This window comes from Sporosarcina sp. CAU 1771, assembly GCF_054482775.1.
The window spans coordinates 1-17996 of sequence record NZ_JBTLRN010000009.1; the positions used below are offsets into that span (position 1 = coordinate 1).

The following is a 17996-nucleotide window of genomic DNA, read 5'->3' on the forward strand; positions in this document are numbered from 1 at the left end:
TTTGAACAGGAGTTAGCGAAATTAGCTTAGCATTTCAGGAATAAGTTCAAGGTCAAAACAGCTTTCTAAGGGTGGGGGAAAACAGTCCCCATTCATAAATACACTGGATTTTATCTAGGTGGCTAACTTATTGTTGCAATTTACCTTTAGTTCATTTACTCGTTTCTGAAGAAGGTTATTTTCCATGCGGTGAATTCACCATCCTGTCCTAATATTTGTATAAAAGTTAAATCATCAAACTATAAAATTGAAATAGTTTGATATACGCACTCTGTTTATACAAATAAACACGACCCCGACCAGCCGTGCTGTTTCAATATATATTTAACATAATTATTTAGCGTCAGCTTCTTCTTGGCGATTACGAATGACTAATACAACTTCTTAAATACTCGTAGAACGTCCTCTTCACGATTAGGTGATTTCTTGAATCAGCTTATCCACTCAATATTATTGTAAAAATTGGTTTATTATTCCTTCTATTATAATAACACAGATCATGTTGATTAATGTGAATACTGAAGACAATATCAGCCACCAACTATTAAAAAAAGACTCCTACTGTATATGGGAGCCAATGATGTTACTTATATAAGAGATTATGATGTACTTATAAACACATTAGGTTGTAATAAATATGCCCTCGGCGGGAGTCGAACCCACATTTTAAGCTTCGGAGGCTTACGTGCTATCCATTGCACCACGAGGACGATTGATCTTGCAAAACTTTGTATTGTCAACGTTTGGTTGAAATTATTAGGCGCTAGCCAATATTTTCACGCAAGACCAAGTATAGACCAATGATTACACGCCGTCAATACCTTTCGACTCCACTTCAAATTAGAGAAAGGCAATGAGTGTACCACCAATAGCACCAACAAAAACAACTGACCAGGGAGGTAGCTTCCAATAAGCTAACATGCTATATAATACTGTGGCCAAAGCAAAGTCAAATGCAGACAAAATGGATGTTGTCCAAATAGGCATATAAAATGCGGAGATAAGAATGCCGATTACAGCAGCGTTTACGCCAATGATTGCTCCTCTAATTTTCAGGTTGTTTCGCAATTGATCCCAAAAAGGTAATGCACCTAAGATGAGAAGAAACGCAGGTAGAAAAATTGCGAACGTTGTAAACAATCCGCCTTGCCACCCATTCATGACCGTACCTAAGTAAGCGGCAAATGTAAAAAGTGGTCCAGGAACTGCTTGTGTAGCGCCGTACCCCGCTAAGAAAGCTTCTTTACTAATCCATCCGGTAGTCACAAATTCTTGTTCTAATAAAGGAAGAACTACATGGCCGCCGCCGAATACCAATGACCCTGAACGATAGAAACTATCAAATAATGCAACCCAATAAGAACCGGTCATTTCTCGAAGGATAGGTAATAGAACTAATAAGCTCGTAAATAGGATGAGACAGAATGCTGAAACCTTTTTAGAAATCGGAAATGTAGAACTAGTCTCTTTTACAGAGTCACTTAGTTTACTCGTATCTTGTTTAAATAGTAGAAACCCAAAAAAGGCTGCAAGTAAAATGACGCTCACTTGAGTGAAAGGTGTTTGCCAAAGTAAAGTTCCTAGTAGTGCAAACAGTGCGAAGGTTTTCGTTTTAATATCTGGTGTTAGATTTTTGGACATTCCTAGAATCGCATGGGCCACTACTGCGACAGCCACAATTTTTAATCCATGAATCCACCCGGCATTACTTAAGTCAAACTCAGTAAAGAGAAGAGCGAAAAGAATGAGAAGTAGAACGGATGGAAGTGTAAAACCAATGAACGAGATGATTCCACCAATTACTCCCGCTCGCATAACGCCAATCCCGATCCCTACTTGGCTACTAGCCGGGCCAGGTAAAAACTGTGCAAGAGCAATTAAATCTGCATAACTCTTTTCATCTAGCCACTTTCTTCTGCGAACGTACTCTTCATGAAAATAGCCTAGATGAGCAGTTGGGCCACCAAATGATGTTACACCTAAACGCATTGAGATAAAAAATAACGATAGTAATAGCTTGAATTTTTTTCCAAAATTGTTTTTTTGCATAAGAACCTCCAGAAATCATAAAGTAATCTATGTCCAGAGTAGCATGTATTCGCTAAGAACTGCGCTCTATCTAAAAAGTTTTACATAAACTTAACAAAATAGGTTGCTATGTATAGGTTAATGAACGCTTGATATACTAAAAGAAATTCACATTAAAACATTCTGGTTGACATTATACCTGCAGGGGTATATTGTTGGGGTATAAGAAAAATGGAAAGGAGCCAAATTCATGGAATACGATGACAAAGTTAAAAATAGATTGAAACGAATCGAAGGTCAAATCAAAGGAATATTAAGAATGATGGACGAAGGGAAAGATTGCAAAGAAGTAATCACCCAGTTATCGGCATCAAGATCTGCGATCGATCGAACAATTGGTGTAATTGTGAGTGCCAATTTAATCGAATGTATTCAAGAGATGGAGACTAGTGATTCGAGAACACAAGAGGATATTGTAAAAGAAGCGGTAGATTTATTAGTTAGGAGTCGCTAAGAAATTGACTCCTCTATTTTTTTGAAGGCATACATACCCATAGGGGTAATTTAGAGAGGCGGATTTAATTGACTGAAACGAAAAAAACTACCATTGTATTGTTCAGTGGAGAATACGATAAAGCAATGGCTGCATATATTATTGCAAATGGCGCGGCTGCATATGATCACGAAGTAACAATATTCCATACATTTTGGGGATTAAACGCGTTGCGTAAAGAAGAGCAAGTTTCTTTGAAAAAAGGTTTATTAGAAAAGATGTTTGGCAAAATGATGCCACGCGGAGCCGATAAGATGGGTATTTCTAAAATGAACTTCGCTGGAATGGGGCCGAAAATGATTAAGCATGTCATTAAAAAGCATAATGCAATGACTCTTCCACAACTAATTGAGTTGGCAGAGGAACAGGATATTAAGTTAGTTGCTTGTACAATGACGATGGATCTTCTGGGCTTACAACAAGAGGAACTGTTGGATGACATAGAGTATGCTGGAGTTGCTGCATATTTAGGTGATGCTCAAGATGGTAACGTGAATCTATTCATATAAACAGGAGGAATTAAAATGAATGAAATTACACCAAAAGAAGTCGAAATGAAGTTAACGGAAAATCAGACGATTCAACTTATAGATGTGCGCGAAGTAGATGAAGTACAAACAGGGAAAATTAAAGAAGCGATTCACATCCCCTTAGGTCTATTGGAATTCAAGGTACAAGATTTGGACAAAGATGTTGAATATACAATGGTTTGTCAGTCAGGCGGAAGAAGTGGTAGAGCAACTCAATACTTGGAAAGCCAAGGATACAAAGTTGTTAACATGGTGGGCGGAATGAATGATTGGGAAGGTTCAGTAGTGTAATATTTTTTTAATATTAAATATACCCATACGGGCATGGGTAAAAGGGGAGAGCGTTTTGATAGAAACGAATCGAGTGTTAGATGCGAAAGGTTTGGCTTGTCCAATGCCAATCGTTAAAACTAAAAAAGTCATGAAAGAAATAGAGATGGGCGAAGTATTGGAAGTGCAAGCGACCGATAAGGGATCTACTGCTGATCTAAAAGCTTGGTCTGAAAGTGCAAAGCATCAATACCTAGGTACGATTGAAGAAGATGGTGTACTAAAACATTATTTACGTAAATCAGGGGATGATGATAAGCAAGAAAAAAAGCATCCTCATGTCGTTTCAAATGAAGAGTTACTCGAAATTTTAGATTCAAGCTCTAATGTACTTCTTTTAGATGTACGAGAATCCGCAGAATTTGCATTTGGACATATTCCTGGAGCGAAGTCTGTTCCTTTAGGAAATATTGAAAACGAATTAAATAAATTAGATAAAAAGGCAGACGTGTATGTTGTTTGTAGAACTGGAAATCGCAGTGATTTAGTTGCTCAAAAGCTATCGGTAGCAGGATTTGAAAAAGTTACGAATGTTGTACCGGGTATGAGCGAATGGAAAAGTCCAATTGAAAAATTACTGTCGGGGGTATAATTATGACGCTACAATCTATGACAGCAAGTGAGATTGCAAAAAAAGTAATAAATAAAGTACCGTTCTTTATATTAGATGTTCGAAACGAAGATGCTTTTGAAGATTGGAAGATTGAAGGAGAAAACATTCGATACTTAAACATTCCTTACTTTGATTTACTAGACGGAGTAGAGGAAATCATGGACCAAATTCCAGCAGACTTAGATGTTGTTGTTGTTTGTGCGAAAGAAGGATCTTCTATTATGATCGCGGAAATGCTTGTTGAAGAAGGGCGTTCAGCATTTTATTTATCTGGTGGAATGAAATCTTGGAGTGAACATTTGGAGCCTGTTAAAGTTGGCGAATTAAAAGACGGCGGAGAAATCTATCAGTTTGTACGTATTGGTAAAGGCTGTCTTTCCTACATGGTTGTCTCAAATGGAGAAGCAGCTATTATTGATGCGACTCGAATGACAGACGTGTTCACTGATTTTGCTAAAGAATTAAATGTATCGATTAAGCATGTTTTAGATACCCATCTTCATGCAGATCATATTTCAGGTGGAAGAAAGATAGCAGAAACGGTTGGTGGATCCTATTGGTTACCTCCAAAAGATGCTGAGGAAGTTGTATTTGCATACGAGCCTCTGGAAGAAGGTCGTACAATTACAATCGGCAATACAAAAATTGAAATACAACCGTTATATTCACCAGGGCATACGATCGGTTCTACATCATTTATTATAGATGAGACGTATTTACTAACGGGTGATATCTTGTTTATCGATTCAATTGGACGCCCGGACCTTGCAGGTTTAGCTGAAGATTGGGTTGGAGATTTAAGAGAAACATTGTATTCAAAATATAAAAGTTTAGCTGAGGATCTAATTGTACTACCTGCACACTTTATGATTATTAAGGAACTAAATGAAAATGGAAGCGTATCTGAGAAACTTGGTACTTTATTCGCTACGAATCATGGCTTGAATATAGAAAATGAAGCAGAATTTAGAGAAATGGTAACTGGAAATTTACCTCCACAACCAAATGCTTACGAAGAAATTCGTCAGGTGAACATGGGAAAGATTAATCCTGAAGAAGAAATGCAAAGAGAAATGGAAATCGGACCAAATCGTTGTTCAGTCAGATAACTTATAAAAAGGGAGAGATTTTTGAATGAAGGCAAATATGGTGTTAGATGCAAAAGGATTGGCTTGTCCAATGCCTGTAGTACGTGCAAGAAAAGTAATGAAAGAAATGGAAACTGGAGAAGTTTTAGAAATCCAAGCGACAGATAAAGGATCTGTCGCAGATTTGGCGGCATGGTCCAAATCAGGTGGCCATAACTTAGAAAAGCAAACAGAAGAAACGGGCGTATTTACCTTTTGGATTAGAAAAGGCTAATTATTAAAGCGGAATAACTCTTTTCTACCGGAAAGAAGGATGATGTTATGGAATTCACTTTTATATTAACAATATTTTTAATTGGATTTATCGGCTCATTTGTTTCTGGAATGGTCGGGATCGGCGGATCTATTATTAAATATCCGATGTTACTATATATCCCACCACTTCTGGGAATGGTTACGTTCACTGCCCACGAAGTATCAGGAATAAGTGCAATTCAAGTATTCTTTGCAACAATTGCAGGTGTTTGGGCTTATAGGAAGAGCGGCTACTTAAACAAAACACTAATTATTTATATGGGATCGAGTATTTTAGTCGGAAGTTTTATAGGTGGATATGGGTCAAATGTGATGACTGAAGGAAGCATTAATCTGGTATATGGAATATTAGCAACAATCGCTGCAATCATGATGTTCATTCCTAAAAAGGGACTGGATGATTTACCAATTGACCAAGTGAAATTCAATAAGTGGTTAGCGGCAGGCTTAGCATTTATTGTTGGCATTGGAGCCGGTATTGTTGGTGCGGCAGGTGCATTTATTTTAGTACCAATTATGCTCGTAGTTTTAAAAGTACCTACTCGAATGACAATAGCCACCTCACTCGCTATTACTTTTATATCATCAATCGGTTCTACGATTGGTAAAGTTATAACCGATCAAGTATTGTATGGTCCGGCGCTAGTTATGGTTATCGCAAGTGTTATCGCGGCACCTATTGGAGCGAAACTTGGTCAGAAGACAAATACAAAAGTGTTGCAATGGCTATTGGCATTATTAATTTTAGGAACTGCAATTAAAATATGGACTGATTTATAAATCGTTCAATAAGTCGGCTAGATCCTATACGGATTTAGCCGGCTTATTTTTTAGTCATTATGAAACCTTTCGTGGATATACTAAGTATATAAAGGGGAGAACGTTTTATAAGTCTGTGCAAAGGGTATTTATTTATAGAAAACAAAGGAGTGAAAAAATGAATAAAATACTAGGACCACTTGCAATTGTCGTTGTCCTTATTGTCGTTGCAGGATTACTATTTATTCCGAGTTATAATAAATTCATTACATTGGAAGAGAATGTTGACCAGTCCTATGCACAAGTTGAAACGCAATTACAGAGAAGGTTAGATTTAATTCCCAACCTTGTGAATACGGTTAAAGGATTTGCTAGCCATGAGCAGGAAATTATAGCCGATATATCTGATGCTCGAACAAAGCTGGCAGGTGCTAGAGGACCCGAAGATCAGTCGGTTGCAAACGGTGAGTTAGAAAGTGCAATTGGCAGGCTTTTAGTCGTTGTTGAAAACTATCCAGATCTCAAAGCAAACGAAAACTTTATTCAATTGATGGATTCACTAGAAGGAACAGAAAATAGGATTGGCGTTGCTCGTAAAGATTACAATGACGAAGTCGCAAACTACAATAGGCAAGTGAAGCGTTTCCCAGGGAAGATTGTCGCAAGTATGTTTAACTTTAATGAAAAAGAATATTTTAAAGCCGATGAAGCTGCGAATGAAGTTCCTAATGTAGATTTTGGGGATGACAAAGATTGATTCGCAAAAGTATATACACATTGGCAGTGGTGTATTTTGCGCTAACGCTACCTTTTGGTGGGAAAACTTTTGCAGCTGAAGTTCCTGCACCGCAAGGAAGTAGTATTTACGTTCAAGATTTTGCAAATGTATTGTCTTCAGAACAAGAAAGTGAACTAACGAATTATGGAATTCAACTAGATGACGCAACTACTGCTCAACTGGCTGTGTTAATTATGCCAAGTATTGGTGATGAGCCAGTCGAAGAATTTGCAGTGAAAGCCTATCGGGAGTATGGACTTGGAACGAAAGAAAACGATAACGGTGCGCTTTTAGTTGTGACAACCGAAGAAAACTCGGATGGAGATCGACATTACTTTCTGGTAACAGGATATGGACTTGAAGGTGCACTTCCAGATGGAAAAGTAGGAAGAATTATTGACGAAGTCTCTTTTCCTTATTTGAAAAAAGAAGAACCTGATAGGGCAATTATGGAAGGATATAAGTCGTTTTATAATGAAATCGCAGCAGAATACAATTGGGATGGCGTGTTTGCTCCTGTAGAGTTTGCAGACAACTCAAATAGCGAACAAGGAATGGGCTTTCCCTCACCAATTGTTATTTTCATTATCATCTACATTATCTTCCGCGTATTTCGTGGCGGTGGGGGTGGCAGTGGCGGTTCAGGTGGGACCCGAAGAAGAGGACCTATTTTCTTTCCAGGTTCATTTGGAGGAGGAAGTAGTGGAGGAGGATTCGGAGGCGGCGGTGGATTCCGCGGTGGGGGTGGCGGTTCAACCGGTGGAGGAGGAGCAGGAAGAAGCTGGTGATTATCTAAGGACAGCATGACCAAGAGTGATTTTGTGCATGTTGTCCACATTTACCATATACTAAAAGAGTAGAGATAAAATCGAGGTGTTTATTTATGGATGTAATTTTTTATACGAAGCCAAATTGTCCTCTCTGTGATGAGGCGAAACTAATGTTGGAACTCACCAAGGAAGATTACCCGTTAACCTATACAGAAATAAATATCGAGTCGGACGACACAATCCATGAAAAGTATATGCTAATGATCCCCGTCATTGAAAAAAATGGAAAACCTATCTTATTTGGAACTATTGGTTATGTAGAACTTATCTCATTATTTGATTAAGCAAAATTATTTTATTTGAAAAAAAAGCAAAGAAAGCTTATAATGAAATTGAAGTTAAATTTTTTTGCTCTACGTGGGACGCTTTCGAAATGAGTGGGGCGTTATTCATCCCGCCAAATAGAAAGGATGGTGCCCTTTGAATAGCAAGTTAGAAGCGCAAGGTAAACTAGTTCCTGAAATGATTGTTTTGCTACAAGAAAGATATCGCTTGTTGAAATTGGTCAAAGTAGCTGGACCTATTGGTAGACGTCCGCTTGGTGAGATGGCTAATCTTACGGAACGAGAAATTCGAACCATGTTAGACCACTTACGAGCGCAAGGGCTTATTAACATCGCGAAAAACGGTGCCTCTATTACCTTTGAAGGCTTGCAAGTTCTAGAAGCGCTCGAACCCGATATGGAAGATTGGTTAGGCCGTATAACAATTGCCAAAAGGTTAACAAATCTTCTTCAGATTCGTTCTGTATTGATTGTACCGGGGGACAGCGATTCAGATGAATCGACGAAAAGCCTATTGGCTCAGGAAGCTGCAAACCAATTTACGAATGAGATTGGAAGAGGGACAACCGTTGCAGTCACTGGCGGGAGTTCAATTGCTTTAATACCAAACCACATTGAAAAGTTTACTGATCCTTCTGAGCTCCTGTTTATTGCAGCACGGGGCGGCGTAGGTGAAGATATCGGATTGCAAGCGAACGTAATTGCTGCATCCTTCGCACAGGCTTCAGGTGGTTCGTATCGTTCATTTTACTATCCTGACTCACTTGGCAAAGAGGCACATGAGGCGTTTCTAAAAGACCCTTCAATCGTAAAGATGATTGGACTTTATGACACTGTAGACTGTGTCTTACATGGTATTGGGAATGCACAAACTATGGCGAAATTACGTGAATCGTCTGAAGAGGAACGCCTTTTTCTTAAGAATAAAGGTGCGCAAGGCGAAGCGTTTGGGTATTATTTCGATGAACAAGGAAATGCTGTTCATCGTATACGAACTGTAGGAATACAAATTGAACAACTTGCACGGATTCCGTTAATTATCTCGGTGGCTGGTGGAAAAAACAAAGCTAAAGCAATCTTGGCTTATATGGCAACTGCACCCGAACAGTCGATACTAGTAACTGATGAAGGCGCAGCGAATGAAATGATTAAAAGATTAACAAAATAATAATAAAAACAAAAATATAATGGAGGTTTTTTATAATGACAATAAAAATAGCGATTAATGGTTTTGGACGTATTGGACGAGTAGTATTTCGTGAGGCTTTAAAAACAGACAAGGTTGAGGTTGTAGCAGTTAACGATTTAACGGATGCAGCAATGCTTGCACATTTACTGAAATATGATTCAGTTCATGGTGTTCTAGACGCTGAAGTAAGTTCTGATGGTGAAAAACTAATCGTAAACGGCAAAGAAATTCGTGTTTATGAAGAAAGAGACCCAGCGCAATTACCTTGGGGAGAACTTGGAGTTGACGTTGTAATCGATTCAACTGGAATTTTCCGCGATCATAACGCATTGAACAAACACATTGAAGCAGGAGCTAAAAAAGTTATCCTTTCAGCACCAGCTAAAGGTGATTTAACAACACTTGTTATGGGTGTAAACCATGAAACGTATAACCCTGAGACGGATCATATCGTATCGAATGCATCATGTACGACAAACTGTCTTGCACCAATTGTAAAAGTGTTAAATGATAAATTTGGTGTTAAACGTGGTCTAATGACAACGATTCACTCGTATACGAATGACCAACACCTACTTGATTTGCCACACTCTGATTATAGAAGAGCGCGTGCAGCAGCAGAGTCAATGATCCCGACAACGACAGGTGCAGCATCAGCAGTTACAAAAGTAATCCCGGCATTAGTAGGTAAGTTAGATGGTATGGCAGTTCGTGTACCAACACCGAACGTTTCTTTAGTAGACTTCGTTGGAGAACTTGAAGCTGACGTTACAGTTGAAGAAGTAAACAAAGCATTCAAAGATGCGTCTGAAAATGAGTTGAAGGACATTCTTGTTTACAATGAATTACCACTAGTTTCTAGAGACTATAACGGTAATACATCCTCTTCAACAGTAGATGGTTTGTCTACAATGGTATTAGAAGACAATATGGTCAAAGTTATTTCTTGGTACGATAATGAAACAGCATATTCTGCAAGATGTATTGACTTAGCAATCTACATGGCTAATAAAGGTCTGTAAATTATAATCTATAGCAAAACGAAAGTTTTCACTTTATAATATAGTAGGACATGAGGAACGGGGCACCCCGTTCCTCTTTTAAAAATAAAACTGTAATCTGTGGAGGTGGGCATTTTTCATGAAGTCAAAAAAGACGATGAAGGATATACAACTTGAAGGAAAACGTGTATTTTGCCGAGTAGATTTTAACGTGCCAATGGAAGAAGGACATGTTACGGATGATACAAGAATTCGCGCGGCGATGCCGACAATTCAATACCTATCGAAACACGGTGCAAAAGTAATCCTCGCAAGCCACCTCGGTCGACCAAAAGGTGAAGTGAATGAAGAATTACGTTTAACTGAAGTAGGAAAAAGCCTGTCTAATTTAATTGGCAAGCCTGTTAAAAAGTTAGATGCTTCAGTCGGCAAGGACGTAGAAGAAACAGTAAAAGAAATGAAGAATGGGGACATCGTTTTACTTGAAAACGTTCGTTTTCACGCAGGCGAAGAGAAGAATGATACCGAGCTTGCGAAACAATTTGCTAACTTAGCGGATCTATTTGTCAATGACGCATTTGGGGCAGCACACCGTGCACACGCTTCGACAGCGGGTATTGCACAGTACATACCTGCCGTTTCAGGCCTACTCTTAGAGAAAGAACTCGAAGTATTAGGAAAAGCACTCACAACTCCTGAGCGTCCTTTCACAGCAATTATCGGAGGGGCGAAAGTGAAGGATAAGATTGGTGTTATTAACCATTTACTGGATAAAGTAGATAACCTCATTATCGGAGGGGGCTTGTCTTATACATTCTCAAAAGCAATGGGCTATGAAGTCGGAAATTCACTACTTGAAGAAGATAAAATAGAATTAGCCAAATCATTTATCGATAAAGCGAAGGAAAAAGGTGTGAACCTTTATCTTCCAATCGATGTAGTTGTAGCGAAAGAATTTTCAAAAGATGCTCAAACAAAAACAGTTGAAATCGATTCAATTCCTAGTGATTGGATGGGACTGGATATTGGACCGAAAACAGCTGAACTTTACGCTGAAGTAATACAAAATTCAAAGCTAGTTATTTGGAACGGTCCTATGGGTGTTTTCGAGTTGGAGCCATTTGCAAATGGAACACGACGAGTTGCAGAGGCAATGGCTGAAACGAGTGCTTACACAGTAATTGGTGGAGGCGATTCGGCGGCTGCAGTTGAAAAATTCAACGTTGCAGATAAGATGGACCATATTTCAACAGGTGGCGGTGCTTCTTTGGAGTTTATGGAAGGTAAAGACTTGCCAGGAGTTACAGCACTAAACGACAACTAATCGGAGGGGAACAATTTGCGTAAACGTATTATAGCAGGCAACTGGAAGATGTATAAGACGATTGAAGAAGCGAAAAGTTTTGCGGAAGAAGTGAAAGTGAAGGCAATTCCGTCTGAAAATGTAGAAGCGGTTATTTGTCCACCTTCATTATACCTTTCTGAACTTGTTACAATTACAGAAGGCTCACCGGTACATATCGGTGCACAAACAATGCATGAAGAAAAAGAAGGTGCGTTCACAGGAGAAATCAGTCCAGCAATGCTTGCGAGTATCGGAGTAGGCTATGTGGTAATTGGTCATTCTGAACGCCGTGAATATTACAACGAGACAGATAGCTCGGTGAATAAAAAAGTGCATGCTGCTTTTGAAAATCAACTAACACCTATCGTTTGTGTAGGAGAATCTCTAGAAGAGCGTGAAAGCGGAAGTACTGTCAAAATTGTATCGGATCAAGTGGAAAAAGCATTCAAAGCAATTGAAACAGCAAACGCTTCTCAAGCAGTTATCGCTTATGAACCGATCTGGGCGATAGGAACGGGTAAAACAGCTACTGCAGATGATGCAAATGAAGTGTGTGGTGCAATTCGTTCGAAAGTTAGTGAACTTTACGGCGAAGAAGTTGCGAATGCTGTCCGTATTCAGTACGGCGGAAGTGTTAAACCAGAAAACATTGTCGAACTTCTTTCAATGGAGCATATTGATGGTGCTTTGGTTGGTGGCGCAAGTTTAGATCCAAGTTCGTTCTTGAAATTAGTAGAGGCTGGGGCCAATGCGTAAAGGACCTGTTGCATTAATTATCCTTGATGGATTTGGTCTTCGGGAAGAAACGCTGGGAAATGCTGTTGCTCAAGCAAAGAAGCCAAACTATGATTTGCTTTGGAACAACTTTCCACACACAACGTTAACTGCATGTGGTGAGGCGGTTGGACTTCCAGAAGGACAAATGGGGAACTCCGAAGTGGGGCATTTAAATATCGGTGCAGGCCGTATTGTCTATCAAAACTTAACACGGATTAATAAATCAATTCGAGAAGCTGACTTTTTTGACAATGAAACACTTATAAAAGCAATTGAACACGCGAAGCAAAATAACACAGCTTTACATCTCATGGGACTGCTTTCAGACGGCGGGGTACATAGCCATTATGAACATCTTTTTGCTTTATTGAAGTTGGCAAAATTAAATGGGATTGAAAAAGTGTTCGTCCATGGATTTTTAGATGGTCGCGATGTAGCACCCCAATCTGCGCTTGATTATATAGAACAGACCGAAGAGGCGATGAAAGTAATCGGAGTAGGTAAGTTTGCTACTATTTCTGGTCGATACTATGCAATGGACCGTGACAAACGCTGGGACCGCGTAGAAATGGCATACCGAGCAATTGTCGACGGTGTTGGACCAACTGCTGTCGCACCTACAGCTGGACTTTTGGCCTCTTATGAAAAGGGGATTCACGATGAGTTTGTCGTTCCATTTATTATCGAAGAGGATGGAAATCCGGTTGGAAAAGTAGAAGATGAAGATGCAATTATCTTCTTTAATTTCCGTCCAGACCGTGCGATACAATTGTCTAAAGCATTTACCAGCGATACATTTGATGGATTTAACTTAGGTGAGAAGAAGTTGTCGAATGTAAAGTTTGTAACGTTTACTCATTATAGTGATGAAGTTGTCGCAGATGTTGTATTCAAAAGTGAAGACTTAAAAGATACACTAGGTGAAGTTATTGCGAAAAGTGGATTAACACAGCTTCGCATTGCAGAAACTGAAAAGTATCCACATGTTACCTTCTTTATGAGTGGTGGGAGGGAAGATACTTTCGAGGGAGAAGAACGTATTTTAATCCCATCACCGAAAGTAGCGACGTATGATTTAAAACCGGAAATGAGTGCGTATGAAGTTACTGAGGCATTAGTGAATGCAATAGAAGAAGAAAAGTTCGATGCAATTCTATTGAACTTTGCAAATCCAGACATGGTTGGACATAGCGGAATGCTTGAACCGACGATGAAAGCTATTGAAACAGTTGATGATTGTCTCGGGAAAATTATTGATGCACTTCATTCCAAAGGTGGAACAGCAATCGTCACTGCAGATCACGGCAATGCTGATGAAGTAATTACTTTAGAAGGTACACCAATGACTGCGCATACAACAAACCCTGTACCGGTTATTGTAACAAGACCGGATATTCTGTTGCGTGAAGGCGGTATACTTGCTGATCTTGCACCAACAATGCTTAAATTACTTGAACTTGAACAGCCAGAAAAAATGACAGGAAGACCATTATACTAACATTTATTAGCACATTATTTCTATGTAAGTAGCAAGACGAACGTAAAATAAGTTATTATTAGAGTAGAGCTAAGCCCTAGCTGAATAAAGGTAGTGCCTCCGGCGGATGTCACAAATTTTGTAGGGAGTTCACCTGGAATACCAGGTGCAAAGTCTGGACGCAAATAAGCCAAGGTAAATTTGATAAGGGGGAAATTAATATGCCAATTATTTCAAATATCCAAGCTAGAGAAGTTCTTGATTCACGAGGAAATCCAACAGTTGAAGTTGAAGTCTTTACACTAAGTGGCGCATTTGGTCGCGCAATTGTTCCATCTGGAGCTTCAACAGGGGAATACGAAGCGGTTGAATTACGTGATGGAGATGCGAGTCGTTACGGTGGTAAAGGTGTTCTAAAAGCTGTGGATAATGTCAATGAAATTATCGCAGACGAATTGCTTGAAGATGGCTATTCGGTTCTAGACCAAGTTGTAATTGATAAACTATTGATTGATCTTGACGGAACACCAAATAAAGCGAAACTAGGTGCGAATGCAATCCTAGGCGTATCGTTAGCAGTAGCTCATGCAGCTGCAGATTACTTGGATGTTCCTTTGTACCAATATATCGGCGGTGTAAACGCGAAACAGTTGCCTGTACCAATGCTTAATATTTTAAATGGCGGCGAACATGCAGACAACAACGTTGATATTCAAGAATTTATGATTATGCCAGTAGGTGCAGAATCATTCCGTCACGGTTTACGTATGGGAACTGAAATTTTTCACAGCTTGCGTTCAGTCTTGCAAGAAAAGGGATTGAATACCTCTGTTGGCGATGAAGGTGGATTTGCACCAAACTTAGCTTCAAGTGAAGAAGCAATTGAAACGATTTTACAAGCAATTGAGAAAGCAGGCTACAAGGCAGGAGAAGAAGTTCTTCTTGCGATGGATGTCGCATCATCTGAGTTTTACAACAAAGAAGATGGAACATACAACCTTGTAGGAGAAGGCGTTGTAAGAACTTCTGCTGAAATGGTTGATTGGTACGAGCAACTTTGTGACAAATATCCTATCATCTCAATCGAAGATGGACTTGACGAAAACGATTGGGCAGGTCATAAGTTATTGACAGAACGTCTTGGTAAAAGAGTACAGCTCGTTGGAGATGACCTATTCGTAACGAATACAGAAAAACTTGCACGTGGAATTGAAGAAGGGGTTAGTAACTCAATCCTTATTAAAGTGAACCAGATCGGTACATTGACTGAAACACTTGATGCGATTGAAATGGCGAAACGCGCTGGATTTACAGCAGTTATTTCTCATCGTTCAGGCGAATCAGAAGATACAACAATTGCAGATATTGCAGTTGCAACAAATGCTGGTCAAATCAAAACAGGTGCACCATCCCGTTCAGACCGTGTTGCAAAGTACAATCAATTGCTTCGCATTGAAGATCAATTAGATAATACTGCGGAATATTATGGATTGAAGACTTTTTATAACTTGAAGAAATAAAATAGGTAACACAAAAAAACTCACTTCGGTGGGTTTTTTATTTTGGGGAAAATTAAGTTGGTAATAATTGAAGTATTTTGAATGTGGGAACAATTATTGGAAATAGACCGTCTGTCAGGTATAAAAGGGAATGTTGTGGATTGATAGTAAATTATGTTTTGCCATTCTAATTCGAAGACAAGACTAAAAGGAGAGAGAAGTTCATATGCTTAGTATGAAAGATTAACAATCAATGTATATATAAAGAGAATTAGATAATGCTATCTATATACGGTACCTATAAAAAGGGAGGAACACATATGGAAGATGAAATTAGTGTACAGAAAGTATTTAAAGTTATACGTGCAAATCTCTTACTAATAATAGGACTAGTTCTATTTTCGGTATCGCTCGTGGGTGGGTTAAGTTACTACGTTTTGCAACCCATCTACCAATCATCAACGCAAATCCTCATCAACCAGCAGAAAAGTGACGAAAGTCAGTTTAATACACAAGATATTCAAACCAATCTTCAACTCATCAATACGTACAATGTCATTATAAAAAGTTCAGTAATATTATCGAAAGTCATTGACGAACTAAATTTGGACATGTTACCGAGTCAGTTGGCTTCAAAGATTTCAGTGAGCAGTGAACAAAATTCACAAGTTATTAATGTAACTGTCCAAGACTCTAATCCACGCAAGACAGTAGAAATTGCAAATACAACAGCAGAAGTCTTTCAGAAAGAAATCAAAACACTAATGAATACAGATAATGTTCATATTCTGGCAGCGGCTGTTGACTTGAAAAATCCTGCTCCGGTAAAGCCGAATCCATTATTAAATATGGCAATAGCGGCTGTAATTGGATTAATGCTTGGTGTAGCGCTAGCATATTTAAGAATTTTATTAAATACGACTGTAAAAAATGAACAGGATATTGAGGAGTTTTTTGAGTTAGCAATACTGGGTGTGATAAGTCCAATAACAGATAAAGAGATAAATAAAACAAAAGAATTTGAACGAAGTAGGAAGGGGGAACGATTATGGGGAAAAAGAAAAAAAGGCGGATACAAACAGCGGCGCGTAAGCTTATAACACATGCTAATCCAAGATCCGTTATTTCGGAGCAATATCGTACAATTCGTACAAATATAAACTTTTCAATTCCTGATAAACACATACAGACGCTTTTAGTTACGTCTTCCTCAATAGGAGAGGGCAAATCCACATCTGCCGCCAATATCGCAATAGTATTTGCTCAAGCCGGGAAAAAAATCCTTCTTATCGATGCAGATATGAGGAAGCCAACAGTGCACCATACTTTTCAGATGACTAATATAAAGGGCTTATCAAATGTACTAACAAGGCAATGGGGTCTGGAAGATGTAGTGAAAAGTACAGAGGAAGGTATCGACATTATAACTTGTGGACAAATACCGCCGAATCCAGCGGAGCTTCTTGAGTTAAAATCGATGGACATTCTGATGAGTGAATTAAAAGTGAAATATGATTTTATTATTTTTGATGCCCCTCCAATTTTATCCGTAGCAGATGCACAAATATTAGCAAATAAATGTGATGGGACGATTCTTGTAATTAGCGCTGGAAAAACAGAGAAAGAACATCTTCGTAAGGCTATTGAAGTATTACAAAGTTCGAAAGCAAATATTTTAGGATCCATTTTGAATAATTACAAATTAGAAAAGAGTACCTATTACTACCAATACAGCGAAGCCGCTGAGTAAAGGGTGGAATCCAGATGATTGATATGCATAGTCATCTATTATTCGGTGTAGATGACGGTTCGAAAACAATTGATGAAACATCGCGCTTATTAGAGAAGGCAGTTGAAGAAGGAATTACAAATATTATTGCTACACCACACGCATTTAGCCCGCAATTTCACGTTCCGGTTGACGTGATTGAAAAGCAAATGAATCTAATTACTGAATGTATACGAACTGAGGACTATCCGATAACAGTTCACACGGGTCAGGAAATTAGGCTTCATGAACATATCCTAGAAAGTATTATTAGCGGAGAAGCGATACCCCTTGCGAATTCTCGTTATGTTCTATTAGAACTTCCTTCTTACTCAGTCCCAGCTTACACCAGCCATGTGATTCAATCTATTCTCTCTCTAGGAAAAATTCCAATTGTAGCACATCCAGAAAGAAATTATGCAATAGCGAACAATCCAGAACTTTTAGAGCGGCTTGTTCAACAAGGAGCACTTGCACAAATAACTGCAGGAAGTATAGTGGGACACTTTGGAAAAGGCATTCAAAAATTATCACTTCGTTTAATCGAATCGAATTTGATTCATGCCTATGGATCAGATGTTCATAACTTAAATACAAGGCCATTTATGTTTAACAAAGGGCTTGATTATCTAGAGAAAAAGAAACACTACGAAATTGTAAATATACTGCTTGAAAACAATGAAAGAATTATTAAAGATAAGCTCATTATCATGCTAGAACCGGAGACGCCTATTACAAAGAAATGGTGGAGGCTAATAGGATGATGTGCGACCCACAATACATCGACCTTGTTACTCTGCAATGGTCGTCATAGAACGCGAAATTACATTAG

At 38.8% G+C, this 17996-nt stretch carries 20 protein-coding genes and 1 tRNA gene; 19 read left to right on the forward strand and 2 right to left on the reverse strand.

Annotation, left to right across the window (positions count from 1 at the left end):
• Positions 1 to 638 precede the first annotated feature (638 nt).
• Together ACXYMX_RS08420 and ACXYMX_RS08425 are read right to left on the reverse strand one after the other, a co-directional pair.
• Positions 639 to 710: transfer RNA gene (locus ACXYMX_RS08420), tRNA-Arg, on the reverse strand.
• A 130-nt stretch (positions 711 to 840) separates the two neighbouring features.
• Positions 841 to 2049, reverse strand: a complete 1209-nt coding sequence (locus ACXYMX_RS08425) for a chromate transporter (protein ID WP_459043808.1) — start codon at positions 2047 to 2049, stop codon at positions 841 to 843.
• A 229-nt stretch (positions 2050 to 2278) separates the two neighbouring features.
• On the opposite strand from ACXYMX_RS08425, the gene ACXYMX_RS08430 reads away from it, so the two are divergent.
• The 19 genes from ACXYMX_RS08430 to ACXYMX_RS08520 all read left to right on the forward strand — a co-directional run bounded on the left by ACXYMX_RS08430 (position 2279) and on the right by ACXYMX_RS08520 (position 17928).
• A complete protein-coding gene (locus tag ACXYMX_RS08430) occupies positions 2279 to 2542 on the forward strand; it encodes a metal-sensitive transcriptional regulator (protein ID WP_459043809.1) in 264 nt (87 codons plus the stop codon).
• Between the two features lie 68 nt (positions 2543 to 2610).
• Complete coding sequence (locus ACXYMX_RS08435) at positions 2611 to 3090, forward strand: DsrE/DsrF/DrsH-like family protein (protein ID WP_459043810.1); 480 nt, start codon at positions 2611 to 2613, stop codon at positions 3088 to 3090.
• A gap of 15 nt (positions 3091 to 3105) precedes the next feature.
• On the forward strand, positions 3106 to 3402 hold the full coding sequence (locus ACXYMX_RS08440; protein ID WP_459043811.1) for a rhodanese-like domain-containing protein: 297 nt from the start codon (positions 3106 to 3108) through the stop codon (positions 3400 to 3402).
• A gap of 55 nt (positions 3403 to 3457) precedes the next feature.
• Positions 3458 to 4033: a sulfurtransferase TusA family protein gene (locus ACXYMX_RS08445; protein ID WP_459043812.1), complete on the forward strand. Its 576-nt coding sequence runs from the start codon at positions 3458 to 3460 to the stop codon at positions 4031 to 4033.
• Positions 4034 to 4035: 2 nt separating this feature from the next.
• The gene (locus ACXYMX_RS08450; RefSeq protein WP_459043813.1) at positions 4036 to 5163 is read left to right on the forward strand and encodes an MBL fold metallo-hydrolase; all 1128 of its coding nucleotides are present in this window, start codon (positions 4036 to 4038) and stop codon (positions 5161 to 5163) included.
• Positions 5164 to 5188: 25 nt separating this feature from the next.
• A complete protein-coding gene (locus ACXYMX_RS08455; protein WP_459043814.1) occupies positions 5189 to 5416 on the forward strand; it encodes a sulfurtransferase TusA family protein in 228 nt (75 codons plus the stop codon).
• A gap of 47 nt (positions 5417 to 5463) precedes the next feature.
• Positions 5464 to 6237, forward strand: a complete 774-nt coding sequence (locus ACXYMX_RS08460; protein WP_459043815.1) for a sulfite exporter TauE/SafE family protein — start codon at positions 5464 to 5466, stop codon at positions 6235 to 6237.
• Between the two features lie 157 nt (positions 6238 to 6394).
• The gene (locus ACXYMX_RS08465; RefSeq protein ID WP_459043816.1) at positions 6395 to 6973 is read left to right on the forward strand and encodes a LemA family protein; all 579 of its coding nucleotides are present in this window, start codon (positions 6395 to 6397) and stop codon (positions 6971 to 6973) included.
• Positions 6970 to 7782 (forward strand): TPM domain-containing protein, encoded by an 813-nt coding sequence (locus ACXYMX_RS08470; protein ID WP_459043817.1) that lies wholly within the window; start codon positions 6970 to 6972, stop codon positions 7780 to 7782. Before ACXYMX_RS08465 ends, ACXYMX_RS08470 begins: the two co-directional genes overlap by 4 nt.
• Positions 7783 to 7877: 95 nt before the next feature.
• On the forward strand, positions 7878 to 8108 hold the full coding sequence (locus ACXYMX_RS08475; RefSeq protein WP_459043818.1) for a glutaredoxin family protein: 231 nt from the start codon (positions 7878 to 7880) through the stop codon (positions 8106 to 8108).
• Between the two features lie 136 nt (positions 8109 to 8244).
• On the forward strand, positions 8245 to 9276 hold the full coding sequence (locus tag ACXYMX_RS08480) for a sugar-binding transcriptional regulator (protein ID WP_459043819.1): 1032 nt from the start codon (positions 8245 to 8247) through the stop codon (positions 9274 to 9276).
• A 35-nt stretch (positions 9277 to 9311) separates the two neighbouring features.
• Complete coding sequence (gene gap, locus ACXYMX_RS08485) at positions 9312 to 10319, forward strand: type I glyceraldehyde-3-phosphate dehydrogenase (RefSeq protein WP_459043820.1); 1008 nt, start codon at positions 9312 to 9314, stop codon at positions 10317 to 10319.
• Positions 10320 to 10437: 118 nt separating this feature from the next.
• Positions 10438 to 11622: a phosphoglycerate kinase gene (locus tag ACXYMX_RS08490; RefSeq protein ID WP_459043821.1), complete on the forward strand. Its 1185-nt coding sequence runs from the start codon at positions 10438 to 10440 to the stop codon at positions 11620 to 11622.
• A gap of 15 nt (positions 11623 to 11637) precedes the next feature.
• Positions 11638 to 12399: a triose-phosphate isomerase gene (tpiA, locus tag ACXYMX_RS08495; RefSeq protein WP_459043822.1), complete on the forward strand. Its 762-nt coding sequence runs from the start codon at positions 11638 to 11640 to the stop codon at positions 12397 to 12399.
• Positions 12392 to 13918 (forward strand): 2,3-bisphosphoglycerate-independent phosphoglycerate mutase, encoded by a 1527-nt coding sequence (gene gpmI / locus ACXYMX_RS08500; protein ID WP_459043823.1) that lies wholly within the window; start codon positions 12392 to 12394, stop codon positions 13916 to 13918. The genes tpiA and gpmI overlap by 8 nt, the downstream gene beginning before the upstream one ends.
• Positions 13919 to 14118: 200 nt before the next feature.
• Complete coding sequence (gene eno, locus ACXYMX_RS08505; RefSeq protein ID WP_459043824.1) at positions 14119 to 15417, forward strand: phosphopyruvate hydratase; 1299 nt, start codon at positions 14119 to 14121, stop codon at positions 15415 to 15417.
• A gap of 299 nt (positions 15418 to 15716) precedes the next feature.
• Positions 15717 to 16496, forward strand: coding sequence for a YveK family protein (locus tag ACXYMX_RS08510; RefSeq protein WP_459043825.1), 780 nt, complete (start codon positions 15717 to 15719; stop codon positions 16494 to 16496).
• Positions 16445 to 17146 (forward strand): CpsD/CapB family tyrosine-protein kinase, encoded by a 702-nt coding sequence (locus ACXYMX_RS08515; protein ID WP_459043826.1) that lies wholly within the window; start codon positions 16445 to 16447, stop codon positions 17144 to 17146. Before ACXYMX_RS08510 ends, ACXYMX_RS08515 begins: the two co-directional genes overlap by 52 nt.
• Positions 17147 to 17160: 14 nt before the next feature.
• Positions 17161 to 17928 (forward strand): tyrosine-protein phosphatase, encoded by a 768-nt coding sequence (locus tag ACXYMX_RS08520; RefSeq protein WP_459043827.1) that lies wholly within the window; start codon positions 17161 to 17163, stop codon positions 17926 to 17928.
• The last annotated feature ends 68 nt before the right edge of the window (positions 17929 to 17996 follow it).